Source organism: Plesiomonas sp. ISS29, assembly GCF_056522795.1.
This window is the reverse complement of sequence record NZ_JAWRZQ010000001.1, coordinates 1,023,336-1,036,659: the sequence shown is the minus strand read 5'-3', so window position 1 is coordinate 1,036,659 and position 13,324 is coordinate 1,023,336. Positions and strand designations below refer to the sequence as shown.

Genomic DNA, 13,324 nt, shown 5'->3' with positions numbered 1-13,324 from the left:
AACGTTTGGCATGTTTTTTCAGAAACACCAAGGCTGAATCGAGTAAGCTACAATTTAAAATACTGTTATGAAAATAACTATGCGATACAGCGACACGCTGCACCTTAGCCCACATATCTGCTTGTATTAAATCTATACAAACTTTGTTAAGCTAAAGTAGTATTGAATGTGATTATGCCAGTACACCCAAGGGGTGCCTAAGCTTCATTCAGACAAAACATAAAATCATTTAATGAATTACAGAAGTACTATAATGAAAATGAAATCATCCAAACTGCTTCACACGAGCATCGCTGTTTCACTGTTAGCACTCACCTCATTCTCTGCAATGGCAAACTGTGATATGCACAAAGCCGTTCGCAATCAAGCTCTTGATAAAACCATTGGTATTTCAGGTAAGTGTACCCCGAAGAAAGTGGTTAAAAATGAGATTGATAACACTCTGGGCATTAGTGATAAAAAAGCATCATTAAACGAAACTAAAGAGTCTATCCATAACTCAGCTAATCACATTAAACATCAAGCTAACAGTGTGAAAAATACCTATCACAATGTGGCTGATGCTATTGAGAAAGAGTAAAGTCTTACATCCCATATTTACTGTTCACTAACTTAATTTGGGATATAAAAAAGCCCAAGCTTAATAGCTTGGGCTAAAATAGATCTTTATTTAGATATCTTTAACGCAGGTCAGAAAGCGATTTTGTGTTTGTTCAATAGGAACTAATGAACCCAGTGTACTTAAATTAACCGCGATTCTATTTGTTCCACTCGTTTCTTTGGCCCAATACTCGACATGACCAGCATAGAAACCTCCCCACTCATTCCACAATTTACCATTCGCAGTTCTTCCACTAGGGCGACCGCTAGGAAATGGTGCATCGGTCATATCAAGATGACTTGGCACTGATAAACCCAAATCTGAACAGTACTGATCAGCACCACTTGGTGTTTTTGATTCATGCAAGCCATGCATAAACCACTTTTTTAAACGGATAGGATAAACAGTTTTTCCCCCACCATTCATTGTAATAGTAATATCTATATCCCCATTTCCCGCATCAATATCACTAATAAACTCAACCTTTCCATTTACCACTGAAACCACATCAGGATGACTACTACTCCATGTGTACAGCGAGTTAAATTCATCAGTGCCATTAATTTTAAGGTAAAAATACGCTGACTTATATCCTGTCTCAGGAAAACCTGTATTCGCAGAGAATACAGCGCCTTTAGGTATCACATGTGTAAACTCAGCTTTAAAGTTACTCTCTACGGTTTTGCTACTATCGTTAACTATCGCAGTAATTGATACTGAACCACCAAGAGTATTCGTAAGTGTTGTTGTTGCTTTTCCGGTACTATCCGTCATCACAGGCTCAGAGGTAATAACCGCGCCATTATTGACACTAAACATAACTGGATAATCATATAACGGATTCCCTAACGCATCCTGAACAGTTGCCTCAACGACATTACTCTCTATACCACCGGCTAATTTATTATCTTCAGGCACAATCAACCCGATAATTTCGGCAACAGGATCAACTTCTCCACCATTCACCCCCTCCGTTGTCTCATTTCCCGCAGCATTGCTCATACTGCTGTCAACTGTCAGCGTGTTACCCGATACATTCAGGCCATTCTCTGCCTGAATGGAGACCTCTTTGATTTGACCAATATCACCAGAGCCCAACGGTACATCAGGGATAACGCCACTGGTGACAATATCATTACCAGCACTCATGCCTGCAGTCTCACCTTTATTACCCCACATGAAGTTCGACTTATCGGTCGTTTCACCGCCATTCGGGTTAAAGGTGTAGGTCGCGTTCAGCGTTGCACCCACTTCCAGTGTTCCGCGCAGTTTTAGGTCAGCCACTGAAGGGCCTGCCGCAGGGTCAATTATATTACCGTTGCCATCACCGCCACCGGTTTCATTGCCCGCACCGCTGTTCATGCTGCTATCAACTGTCAGCGTGTTACCCGGTACATTCAGGCCATTCTCTGCCTGAATGGAGACCTCTTTGATTTGACCGGCATCCGCGGCAACCAATGCGTGACCTGGGATAACGCCGCTGGTAACAATATCATTACCGGCACTCATGCCTGCAGTATCACCTTTGTTACCCCACATGAAGTTCGACTTATCGGTCGTTTCACCGCCATTTGGGTTAAAGCTGTAGGTCGCGCTCAGGGTTTCACCCACTTCCAGTGTTCCGCGCAGTTTTAGGTCAGCCACTGAAGGGCCTGCCGCAGGGTCAATTATATTACCGTTACCATCACCGCCACCGGTTTCATTGCCCGCACCGCTGTTCATGCTGCTATCAACTGTCAGCGTGTTACCCGGTACATTCAGGCCATTCTCTGCCTGAATGGAGACCTCTTTAATTTGACCGGCATCCGCGGCAACCAATGCGTGACCTGGGATAACGCCGCTGGTAACAATATCATTACCAGCACTCATGCCTGCAGTATCACCTTTGTTACCCCACATGAAGTTCGACTTATCGGTAGTCTCACCGCCATTCGGGTTAAAGCTGTAGGTCGCACTCAGGGTTTCACCCACTTCCAGTGTTCCGCGCAGTTTTAGGTCAGCCACTGAAGGGCCTGCCGCAGGGTCAATTATATTACCGTTACCATCACCGCCACCGGTTTCATTGCCCGCACCGCTGTTCATGCTGCTATCAACTGTCAGCGTGTTACCCGGTACATTCAGGCCATTCTCTGCCTGAATAGAGACCTCTTTAATTTGACCGGCATCCGCGGCAACCAGATCGATAGCTGGGATAATGCCAGTGGTCACGATGTCATTACCGGCACTCATGCCTGCAGTATCACCTTTGTTACCCCACATGAAGTTCGACTTATCGGTCGTTTCACCGCCATTTGGGTTAAAGCTGTAGGTCGCGCTCAGGGTTTCACCCACTTCCAGTGTTCCGCGCAGTTTTAGGTCAGCCACTGAAGGGCCTGCCGCAGGGTCAATTATATTACCGTTACCATCACCGCCACCGGTTTCATTGCCCGCACCGCTGTTCATGCTGCTATCAACTGTCAGCGTGTTACCCGCTACATTCAGGCCATTCTCTGCCTGAATAGAGACCTCTTTAATTTGACCAGCATCTGCAGCAACTAACTCAATCGCCGGGATCACGCCCGAGGTTTCAATATCTTTGCTCTGCTTTAATTCTGCTGTTTCGCCTTTATTGCCCCACTGGTAATTTGACTTATCAGTGCGCTCACCGCTGTTAGCATCCCATACATAGGTTGCTTCTAGCTTTTGGCCCACTTCCAACTTACCGCGCATTTTCAGATCAGTTACAATCGGCGCAGCGGTGTTATTGATGGTCACTTCTACATTGGTGCTATCAGTGTTTGATTCGTTACCTTTGTTATCAACCGCCTTCGCAACCAGGGTATACAGGTTCACGCCTTCGGCCTGATAAGCTGGCAGTGTCACTCTAAACTGGCTATTACCTTGGGCTGCACGCGATGACAACGGGGTAATTTTACCGCCCGCGGCAAAGAACTCGCGGCCTTCCCACTCAATGCGATCAAGTGGATATTTTGAGGCAACATCAACCACCAACTGTTGCTCGGTAATTTCCGGCCAGCTGTTGAACTCATCAACCACATCGAGCTTTAGTAGCTCTTGTTTACGATATTCCAGTACGATGTTGTTGTTACGATCAACCAAGTCATAACGGCTTCCGGCCAACGAGCGATACTCCGCCATTGAAGCGCCATCAAGCTGCTTATCTAAGCTCTCGCCTAAACGATAGTTGAACTCAAGGTTAAACTGGGTATCACCCGATTTGCCCTTCTCTTTGGTGTAATCAATACCGGCGGTCACCAAAGGAATTGGGGTGTAGTTAACTCCGGCTGTCATCGCATACGGGTCTTTTTGGCGATTATCGGCATCTGACAACGCCACTTCATTACCAAAATACTGCTCGTATTTGAGCTTACCACCCAGTTGTGGATGCGAAGGTAAGTAAGCTTCGGCACGCAGATCAAAACCATTCGCTGCACGCTCGTCGTAATCGACCAGTTCGTCAGAGGCTTTCCAGCCGCTTAAGCGCATATAACCGTTGGCAGAGAGTTTTAGGAAATCACGCCAATACTCAGCCCCCACGCCCATACGGGTGTGGCCAGCTTCAATTTCGTGATCCAAAAATAGGTTGTAGCCGAGCATGTCTTTATCTTGCGCATTAAAATGGCGCTGACCCACACCGGCATTGACAGTGGTGCGATCTTCTTTGTGGCGCAAACCCAGCTGGGTAAATGAGAAGGTATCAGGGGTATCTTTAAGGCTTAATAACAGATCAGCTTCTGAATCGGTCAGATTAAAATCGTCATCAACATTGATGCTAACCTTGGCTGTACCGTACTGTTTTAGCCACTCTTCAACAGATTGATTCGCCTGTGAAACGGCTGCCGAGCGTAGGCTGCTGCCCACTGAACCGGTCGCTAATGTGGTTGCCGCTTCTGCAATCAGTTTTTCGGTATCTCGTTCCATTTTCACAGCAATGCTGTGCGCAGGCTTACGCTCACCTAAGCGCAAATCAGGCACCAACAAACTATCGCCAATAAGCAATAAATCTAATGACTTATCTTTATAAGCCTCACTGTTGAGTTTTTTTAACTCTTCCAGTGTTAAGCCAAACTGTTTGGCAATAGAGAGTGCTGTATCGCCTGAAAGTACATAATATACACTCAAAGCTTGCGTAATTTGCTTACCTTCATTAAATGATGCATAAACAACTGGAGACAAACTTAATAAGATCGGCAGTAAAGATTGAGTTATAATATTAGCCCACGCAGTTAAAGAAACTACACTTTTTTTCCTTTCTGAGTATTGATCATTCATAGCAAAAACAGGACACCCAAGTTAAAATAAGACGAAGAAAATGCAAATTAATTAATCTCACCACAAAGGAAGCGAAAAAAATAACAACCCACATCATCAACACATAATGAATCACCAGTTCATTCCCAGCGTGAGAATAAATATAATTCCATTTTAAAAATTGAGATTCACTAATTACAATGAATACAAATAGAAGGCGTAGCAAATGTGATTATTATGGATAAATGCAAAAAAAATAACAAACGGTCACCCTAAGAAATTTAAAGCAACAGGAACTATACTCACTCAAACACTGAAGGGAATTATTACCCAAGAATAAAAACTGTTACAGCATTTTCATTGCAAATAAAGTTTCAATTATTGCAACAAGAAAAATCAGCACTTATTGCATTAAATGAAACAACCATTTCATTATTTTTAGTTACATTCAGAAACAATATGCAATAGCATGCAGGCATAGGCTTACTTATTTAGACAAAATCAATAAAAATACTGAGTAATCAATTGGAGCGATTAACCAATATAAAAATCTTATATAACAAAGAACTACTAGAATTAAACTGAAAAATCGAAATAGTATATCGACATAAGGATACCAACGGTTTCGCTATAAGACTTACCAAAAATCTTTTTAGCTAAACTTTAGCCATCAAAGCTAGTGGTATACAAACTATTATTGATAGTTCAACGCATCAAGACACAGTAAAAACATAGACATCAGTCTCAATACCAACTCACACATTCCAGAATAAAATAAAAACACTATCAATAAGATACAAGACAATCCAGATTGTCACCTAAAGTCAGCCATCGTGCAATTTCATTGCTATACTTAGCAGAGAGCAAAGCTTTTATACTTAGAAACAAACATACCTATAACAAAATGATTTTACTTACATCGCTCGCTACACTATAAGCTGTGAAGGAGACTCTAATGCGTTTAAAAATTGAAGATATGGTAATGTTTGCTAAAGTGGCTGAAAAGCTTAGTTTTAACAAAGCGGCTGATGAATTAAGAATTCCATTATCGACACTTAGTCGCCGAATAACTGCTCTAGAAAAAACACTAAATGTACCATTATTTGAACGTTCAACTAAACAGACATTACTCACTGATGCAGGAAAAGAAATAATTACTTACTGCCATGATATCGTAAGTAAAAAAAATGACTTAGAAGAGTTTATCGAGGAAAACTATCGACAAAATAGTGGAAAGATAACCATTACAGCTTCACATGCAACTGCATCATTACTCAGCACACATTTCATACCGCTATATTTAAAAAAACATCCAAATATCAAATTGAAATTACAATCAAGCACTAATAATGATATGAGCGCTGATATATTGATTACATCAATAATGCCAAAGGATGAAAGTCTTGTAGCGACAAAAATAGGCGTTTTATCACGTTCTTTCTTTGCTTCACCTAATTATCTTAAAAAACATGGCGTACCACAGACACTACAAGATTTAAACCAACATAACATCTTGTATGTAAACAATGAATTCAACCCTAAAATATCCGATTTTTATGAAATTCCAGCTTCTAAAAATACAACACAATCAAAAAACGTAGAGTTTTTTGATATATTTCAAGCAATTGAAGCAGCAATTTGTGGATGTGGGATAATATGGATATCAAAATTAATTATAGATAGCAAAGTAAAACAAGGATCATTGGTAATGTTATTTGATGAGTCATTAAGCATAGAAATTCCTAGCTATGCTGTATATAAACAAAGATTCAGTCAACCTCAAAAAATAACATCTTTCATCATTGAGTTAAAAGAGTTTGTAGCAGCAGAACTAGAGAGACAACAAAGAATAATTAACGAATGATTAGCGAGTGGTTATAAATAAAAAATAGGCATGCATATTACTGCACACCTAATATTCTCACTTGGTTTTTCACAACGATAAAAAATAATTACATAGATGCTCGTGGCCGAATACCCAGTGCCAAACTCCACAATTTCTGCGTTCGTTTCTCACACTGAACTTGTGTTCTTCCTTTCACATTTAAACGCGAAAGTGTTGGATCTTGCTGTATTTTATCTAAACTTTTTTGAGTAATGCTAATAACATAATATGCAGAGGTAAGATCACACTCCATACGAGTCGTTCTTATTCTTACTACATCATCATTAGATACCATATAATTGATATATTGCCTAAGCTGCTTACTGCTTAAATTAAAATGCTCTGCTATTTCATGGCCAAGCACAGAACACTTTTTTTCGTAAATCCAATAAGCAACCTTCAAATAATTTGGAGTAGGATTAGACATTCATGCACCTTAAAACAAAATCATTCTCAATAATAGTTATAAAATAATAATTATATGACAATATATTTGCTACATTCAGTCTATTCCGTTAGTAAATGAAAGCGATATATATCACTTCCACTATACAAATCAGCCATTCAAACAACAAACTAAAAAAATGAAAATACAAACCCGATAAATGAAATTATCTTAACTATCGCACAGACAGAAATAACCATGCATTTTATACTTATCCTCTGGTTTATCCCGCATAAATACTTCAAAAGCATACGCGGGATAAACAGGGTAAATACACTACACCAACAACCCGTAAATAGTCAGCACAGAAACGACTACCACCAGCAGCATTGCCGCTTTACGAGCCAGTGTTACCGCCGCTTGTGGCATATCCACCCATGAATCATTATCCTGCGGCAATAGCGCCAAACGCGTAACCTGCCCCAGCACCTGATAGGCCGACGCACGCACATCAGCCACCGCCATCACCCACACCGCTAACGCCTTATCCCCATGCCCAGCAAATACATACGCCAATGAACAAATTCGCACTGGCAGCCAATCAAGCCAGCCTAGCAACGAATCAACCCCAGAGTGTGCTCGCTGCAGTGCATTATTTTGCTCGGCCAGCCAGCTTTGGTAAGCCCGCAATACCGCATAGCCCACCATAATGGCTGGGCCACCTACCACAAACCAAAAAGCCGGCGCAATATAGTAGCGAAAATGCGTCCACAACAGCGCAGACTGCAACGCTTGCAAACGTGCCACATCATCGCCACACGGCAAACCGTGGATACGCGCAATATTCTCTGCCAGCGCCTGAGCCTCAGCCGTTTCACCGCGCCGAGCCGCCACCAAATAAGCTCGATAACGCATCCGCTTATAGCCTGCACCAATACAGAGTAACCCCAGCGCTATCCAGCACAACAGCGATACCAGCCCGAACAAATGCCCCTTCACCAGCCATAAACCGGCACTCACCAGCAGCACACTGGCCAGCCACACCGCCGTGCTCTTCACCAGCGAAGGCCGCGCTATCTTCGCCCACAGCGGGTGCAACCAGTGATCAATCTGCCAATGCTCTCCGGTTTTAAACAACCGCTCCCATGCCAAAATCAGCAACAAACTGAATAATTTCATCCCGCGGTACTCCTCACTCTCTTCTTTATATTCATCTGTATACAGCCGTTTATGCTTTCAACTCCACAGTTCACCCAATAAACTGCAACTTACTCTGCCAACAAATTATCCAGCCGCTGCAAAAAATCGGTAAAATATGCCCAATCAAACGCCGTACCAGGGTCAGTTTTCCGCCCCGGAGCTATATCACTATGTCCTGTGATCCGCGCATTGGTTATCGCCGGAAAACGCCGCTGCAACAGCCGTGTAATCAGTGCCAGTTGCTGATACTGTATCGGCGTATAGGCCAGCGTATCCGTACCCTCCAGCTCTATTCCTACCGAATAATCATTGCACTGCGCACGCCCTTCAAAACTCGACACCCCCGCATGCCACGCACGCTGACTAAAAGGCACATACTGCACCACCTCGCCATCACGCCGAATTAAGCAATGCGCCGACACCTGTAGCTGATAAATATCAGCAAAATAGGAGTGAATATCAGGCTGCAAGCGGCCACAAAACAGATCATCAATATACGGCCCACCAAACTCACCCGGTGGCAGACTGATATTGTGCACCACCAGCAAAGAGACCACCTCCCCGTCAGCCCGCCCATTACAGTGCGGCGAAGGGCAGCGGCGCGCCCCGTTCAGCCAATCAGCCTTTGCAGGTAAACTCAGCACCGGCATAACAACAACTCTCTGATAACCTAAAGAATATCAGTGTGCGGGATAACCCCTCATACGGCAAGCCTCGCCCATCACCGCCCCAAAAAACAGAGCAAGAACCGTACTTTTATGGGATGCACAACCAGAGCAAAACCACCTAGCGGCTCAGGCAAAAAATAATTTACTTTTGTGAACCTAAAATTATGCACAATAAAATCATTGGCGGATCTTTATCCCTTCATCAATATCAACAATCTCACCTTCCACCCTAGATCAAAACAATCACACATAATGAATCCAATGCTATAACTAGAATAGTTAACAAACATGATGGCAGTTATCAAAAAAGATTTGAAAACCTTAAAAATTTCATTTCCAATGGTGTCTTTGATGAAATTTTCTAAATATCAAATTATTACTATAATTGCATTAACCTTAAGTCAATCTGTTTTAGCACAGGAGATACACGCTCGCCTATTGAATGGCTCGCACTGGGGGATTTTCATGGAAGGGAAAATTAAAGAGTTAATATTTATCGAGCTTAATGGCAACGCAAAAGATATAAACATCATTGAAAATAAAATAAAAAAATGCACCACCAATGAAGTTAATTCATCTTATTTGGCATCGATCAATCAAACCTGCATATCAAAAATAACACTAGAAAGGATTCAATACATTAACACACTTTAAACCTATTGTTCTATGCCTACAGGTAGCATAGAACATATAATAAGAACAATATAACAAGAACAATATCAGCCCCACACACAACCGACAGATGCGAAAAGTCTCGCAGTAAGCTACCATCGGAATAACTTTTACTGCGGAGCAACAGTGATGCCACATCGCACACACAATTCGGCCCAGCGTCAGGCCACTTTGTTAACCCAGCTACAGCACGATATTTCGGCCACTGTGCATGCCGCCCTGTGCGAAGATCTCGGCGTACCCGCACACCATGCAGCCCGCGATCACACATTAGCTCACCCAGCAACCACTACACTCACCGATGCTGCAACCCTTGCCCAGCACGATCTCACCGCACAACTGCTGCCCGCCGCACAACAAGCGCGTGCACGCATAATCACCCGCGAGCAAGGTGTATTTTGCGGAAAACAGTGGGCAGAAGAGGTTTGTCGCCAACTCAGTGTCGGCCACGCCGACCCGATCAGTATTCAATGGCTGGTTGCCGACGGTGATCGCGTCGAGCCAAACCAATGTCTGCTGCAACTCTCGGGTAACGCCCGCCTGCTGCTGACCGCCGAGCGCACCCTGCTCAACTTTATCCAGACCCTCTCGGGCGTGGCCTCAACCACCCGCCGTTATGCCGATCAACTGCAAGGCATGCATACCCGCCTGCTCGATACCCGCAAAACCCTGCCGGGGCTGCGCACCGCACAAAAATATGCCGTACAGTGCGGCGGCGGCGTTAATCACCGTTTAGGGTTGTATGATGCCTTTTTAATCAAAGAGAACCACATCATCGCGGCCGGTGGCGTACAGCAAGCTGTAGCCAACGCCCATGCACTGGCGCGCGATGTTCCGGTTGAAGTAGAAGTAGAAAGCCTCACCGAGCTGCAACACGCCATTGAGGCGGGGGCCGACATCATCATGCTTGATAACTTCACCACCAGCATGATGCGCGATGGCGTTACCCTCACCGCAGGCCGTGCGCTGCTTGAAGTCTCCGGTAATGTAACCCTTGCCACGCTGCCAGACTATGCCGCCACCGGTGTTGATTTTATCTCGGTCGGCGCACTGACCAAGCACATCAAAGCGCTCGATCTCTCAATGCGCTTTTATTAAATCAGGCAGATAGAAAATAGAGAAAGAGAAAGAGAAAGAGAAAGAGAAAGAGAAAAAGAAAAAGAAAAAATCACTGTCTGTATTACTCAAAGATAACCACGGTCTACGTGGTTATCTTTTATCTTTACGTTGATTTTATGTGCACCACCATTTTTAATAAAACCCGACGTTGGAAAGTGCATTTTTTATTGGCAACATTTTTGAAATACACGGTTAGGAATAAACAGTATTTTAGAAAGCAACGCAGTATTTTATAACATCGCCTAACTATTGACACCGCGTACAGTTTTTCGCCACAATCCCGTACCATTGCAATGCCTTTATTATGCGCCATACTGAATTCAACATTCTGCATATAAGTCTGTTTTTTGTTTAAAATCGACTGTTTAATCATATATATCTTTGCGATACAGATTCCAACTTCCCGCCGAAACGGTGCCAAAATAAACCGCCGCGCAGCAAAATACCCCTGAGAGTCACCTTTTTGACTCGCACCATTCTGGCCCCAAGGCAGCGCTGAAGGCTGGAAATACTCACAAGCCCGCTCACGCAATACTGAGCGCAGCGGCAAAAAATTTACCCGCCAGTAATGGAATACGGGTCAGAATAGTTAGGAGAGAAATAATGAATAAGGTAAAACAGGGCTTTACGCTAATTGAATTGATGATTGTGGTAGCGGTTATTGGCGTATTGGCCGCAATTGCTATTCCACAGTATCAGAATTATGTTGCTAAAGCGGAACTTGGCAGTGCATTATCTTACGCTGCGTCATTAAAAACCAATGTAGAAGATCATATTGTTAGCCAAGGCTCATGGCCTGCTGATTTATCAGCTATTGGTGCAACTAATCCAGCAAATGGTGAATTAACTATTCCTGCAAGTACGATTATAGTTACATTAGATGGTAGTAATGTTAGTCCAAAAGCAAAAGGGTTAGCCGTTACTTTAACCCGTGATAATAATGGTTCTTGGAGCTGTACTAGTGGTGGAGATGCTGTTATCAAACCAAAAGGCTGTAACTAATAATATATTGGCGGGATTAACTTCCCGCCATACTCATAATGATGAATACTCTATTAAATAAAAACATCAATATTTATCCTCTCTGTATCGAGTATAAAGCATTTCCCCTGCTTGAAAACGAAGATACGCTTTATCTCTCCATTCTCGACACCAATAATTACAAAGCCGCCGATGCCTTTCGTTTTGCTACCGGCAAAAATATCGAATTAGTTCAGGCCGATAAAACCGAACTGTATGCGCAAATAGAAAAACTGACCGGCCAGCGGGTGGATGATATTAATACCGCTGCCGATGCCGGCACGCTCGAACAACTCGATGAGCTTGATGCCGATACCCACTCGGTGGATAACACCGAAATTGCTGATGAAGATGATGAAGCGCCGATTGTGCGCTTTATCAACCAAATGCTCAGCCGTGCCGTACGGGTAAAAGCCTCAGATATTCATTTCGAGCCGTATGAAAAGCTGTATCGAGTGCGTTTTCGAATTGATGGCGTATTGCAAGAGATCACCAGCCCGCCACAAAAACTGGCGCAGCGCCTTGCTGCCCGCCTGAAAATCATGAGTAAACTCGATATTGCCGAGCGCCGCATTCCGCAAGATGGCCGTATCAAACTAAAACTCAGTGAAGGCACAGCGATTGATCTACGGGTATCCACCCTACCGACTCTATTCGGTGAAAAAGTGGTGCTGCGTATTCTAGACTCTTCCGCCGCGCGGCTTGATATTGACCAACTTGGCTTTACCGAACACGATAAAGCGCTGTATAAAGCCGTGCTGGCACGCCCACAGGGGCTGATTTTAGTCACCGGCCCAACCGGTAGCGGTAAAACCGTGACCCTGTATACCGGCCTTGCCCGCTTAAATACGCCTGAACGGAATATTTCAACAGCCGAAGATCCGGTAGAGATCAACCTCAGCGGCGTAAATCAAACCCAAATCAACACCCGAGCCGGGCTAACCTTTGCCAGTGCCCTACGGGCATTTTTACGCCAAGACCCTGATGTGGTAATGGTGGGCGAAATCCGTGACCTAGAAACGGCTGAAATAGCAGTCAAAGCGGCGCAAACCGGCCATTTAGTGCTCTCGACCCTGCACACCAATTCAGCGGCCGAAACACTGACCCGCCTGTCAAACATGGGTGTTCCAGCTTACAACATCGCCTCATCAGTGAATTTGATCATTGCCCAACGCTTGGCACGCCGCCTCTGCCCGCACTGCCGCCAAGAGCTGTTTCTTTCGGCTGCCGAGCAGAAAGCGCGTGATTTTACGCCCTATCAAGAGCAAGGCATCACGCTATTTAAAGCCAACTTACAAGGCTGTGATCACTGCAGTGGCGGCTATAAAGGGCGTACCGGTATTTATGAGCTAATGCCGATGTCACCACAACTAACCGATGCCATTTTACGCGGCGCTCACGCCCCTGAACTTACTCAAATTGCCTGTCAGCAAGGCATGCTGACACTGCGCAATGCCGGTTATGCCCGCGTGTTGCAGGGGGTGACCTCACTTGAAGAAATTGATCGCGTCACCGGAGTATAA

Annotated in this window: 11 protein-coding genes; 6 read left to right on the top strand and 5 right to left on the bottom strand. The window is 44.1% G+C overall.

The annotated features are described in order from the left end of the window. The first annotated feature begins 253 nt into the window (after nt 1-253). Nucleotides 254-580 (top strand): hypothetical protein, encoded by a 327-nt coding sequence (locus tag AC1HDJ_RS04665; protein WP_479533754.1) that lies wholly within the window; start codon nt 254-256, stop codon nt 578-580. A gap of 90 nt (nt 581-670) precedes the next feature. On the opposite strand, the gene AC1HDJ_RS04660 is transcribed toward AC1HDJ_RS04665, so the two are convergent. Next, on the bottom strand, nt 671-4,723 hold the full coding sequence (locus AC1HDJ_RS04660; protein ID WP_479533753.1) for an inverse autotransporter beta domain-containing protein: 4,053 nt from the start codon (nt 4,721-4,723) through the stop codon (nt 671-673). Nucleotides 4,724-5,807: 1,084 nt separating this feature from the next. Between AC1HDJ_RS04660 and AC1HDJ_RS04655 the strand changes: the two genes are divergently transcribed. After that, on the top strand, nt 5,808-6,716 hold the full coding sequence (locus AC1HDJ_RS04655; RefSeq protein WP_479533750.1) for a LysR family transcriptional regulator: 909 nt from the start codon (nt 5,808-5,810) through the stop codon (nt 6,714-6,716). Between the two features lie 88 nt (nt 6,717-6,804). Here the strand turns inward: AC1HDJ_RS04655 and AC1HDJ_RS04650 are convergent, their stop codons facing one another. The 3 genes from AC1HDJ_RS04650 to ampD all read right to left on the bottom strand — a co-directional run bounded on the left by AC1HDJ_RS04650 (nt 6,805) and on the right by ampD (nt 8,972). Then, nucleotides 6,805-7,164, bottom strand: coding sequence for a hypothetical protein (locus AC1HDJ_RS04650; RefSeq protein ID WP_479533748.1), 360 nt, complete (start codon nt 7,162-7,164; stop codon nt 6,805-6,807). Nucleotides 7,165-7,458: 294 nt separating this feature from the next. After that, nucleotides 7,459-8,301, bottom strand: coding sequence for a beta-lactamase regulator AmpE (gene ampE, locus AC1HDJ_RS04645; RefSeq protein ID WP_479533746.1), 843 nt, complete (start codon nt 8,299-8,301; stop codon nt 7,459-7,461). 89 nt (nt 8,302-8,390) lie between these two features. After that, the gene (gene ampD / locus AC1HDJ_RS04640; protein ID WP_479533744.1) at nt 8,391-8,972 is read right to left on the bottom strand and encodes a 1,6-anhydro-N-acetylmuramyl-L-alanine amidase AmpD; all 582 of its coding nucleotides are present in this window, start codon (nt 8,970-8,972) and stop codon (nt 8,391-8,393) included. A gap of 306 nt (nt 8,973-9,278) precedes the next feature. Between ampD and AC1HDJ_RS04635 the strand changes: the two genes are divergently transcribed. Together AC1HDJ_RS04635 and nadC are read left to right on the top strand one after the other, a co-directional pair. Next, nucleotides 9,279-9,644, top strand: coding sequence for a hypothetical protein (locus AC1HDJ_RS04635; protein ID WP_479533742.1), 366 nt, complete (start codon nt 9,279-9,281; stop codon nt 9,642-9,644). A 147-nt stretch (nt 9,645-9,791) separates the two neighbouring features. Then, a complete protein-coding gene (gene nadC / locus AC1HDJ_RS04630) occupies nt 9,792-10,760 on the top strand; it encodes a carboxylating nicotinate-nucleotide diphosphorylase (RefSeq protein ID WP_479533740.1) in 969 nt (322 codons plus the stop codon). A gap of 124 nt (nt 10,761-10,884) precedes the next feature. Here nadC and AC1HDJ_RS04625 read toward each other — a convergent pair whose 3' ends face one another. Next, nucleotides 10,885-11,331 (bottom strand): hypothetical protein, encoded by a 447-nt coding sequence (locus tag AC1HDJ_RS04625; RefSeq protein ID WP_479533738.1) that lies wholly within the window; start codon nt 11,329-11,331, stop codon nt 10,885-10,887. Nucleotides 11,332-11,384: 53 nt separating this feature from the next. Between AC1HDJ_RS04625 and AC1HDJ_RS04620 the strand changes: the two genes are divergently transcribed. Together AC1HDJ_RS04620 and pilB are read left to right on the top strand one after the other, a co-directional pair. Then, nucleotides 11,385-11,783 carry a pilin gene (locus tag AC1HDJ_RS04620; protein ID WP_479533736.1) on the top strand — a complete coding sequence of 133 codons (399 nt, stop codon included), beginning with the start codon at nt 11,385-11,387 and terminating at the stop codon, nt 11,781-11,783. A 41-nt stretch (nt 11,784-11,824) separates the two neighbouring features. Beyond that, nucleotides 11,825-13,324 carry a type IV-A pilus assembly ATPase PilB gene (gene pilB, locus AC1HDJ_RS04615; RefSeq protein ID WP_479536996.1) on the top strand — a complete coding sequence of 500 codons (1,500 nt, stop codon included), beginning with the start codon at nt 11,825-11,827 and terminating at the stop codon, nt 13,322-13,324.

Coding starts and splice junctions, on each gene's coding strand:
- AC1HDJ_RS04665 (WP_479533754.1), top strand. CDS start 254: ATGAAAATGAAATCATCCAAACTGCTTCACACGAGCATCGCTGTTTCA.
- AC1HDJ_RS04655 (WP_479533750.1), top strand. CDS start 5,808: ATGCGTTTAAAAATTGAAGATATGGTAATGTTTGCTAAAGTGGCTGAA.
- AC1HDJ_RS04650 (WP_479533748.1), bottom strand. CDS start 7,164: ATGTCTAATCCTACTCCAAATTATTTGAAGGTTGCTTATTGGATTTAC.
- ampE (WP_479533746.1), bottom strand. CDS start 8,301: ATGAAATTATTCAGTTTGTTGCTGATTTTGGCATGGGAGCGGTTGTTT.
- ampD (WP_479533744.1), bottom strand. CDS start 8,972: ATGCCGGTGCTGAGTTTACCTGCAAAGGCTGATTGGCTGAACGGGGCG.
- AC1HDJ_RS04635 (WP_479533742.1), top strand. CDS start 9,279: ATGATGGCAGTTATCAAAAAAGATTTGAAAACCTTAAAAATTTCATTT.
- nadC (WP_479533740.1), top strand. CDS start 9,792: ATGCCACATCGCACACACAATTCGGCCCAGCGTCAGGCCACTTTGTTA.
- AC1HDJ_RS04620 (WP_479533736.1), top strand. CDS start 11,385: ATGAATAAGGTAAAACAGGGCTTTACGCTAATTGAATTGATGATTGTG.
- pilB (WP_479536996.1), top strand. CDS start 11,825: ATGAATACTCTATTAAATAAAAACATCAATATTTATCCTCTCTGTATC.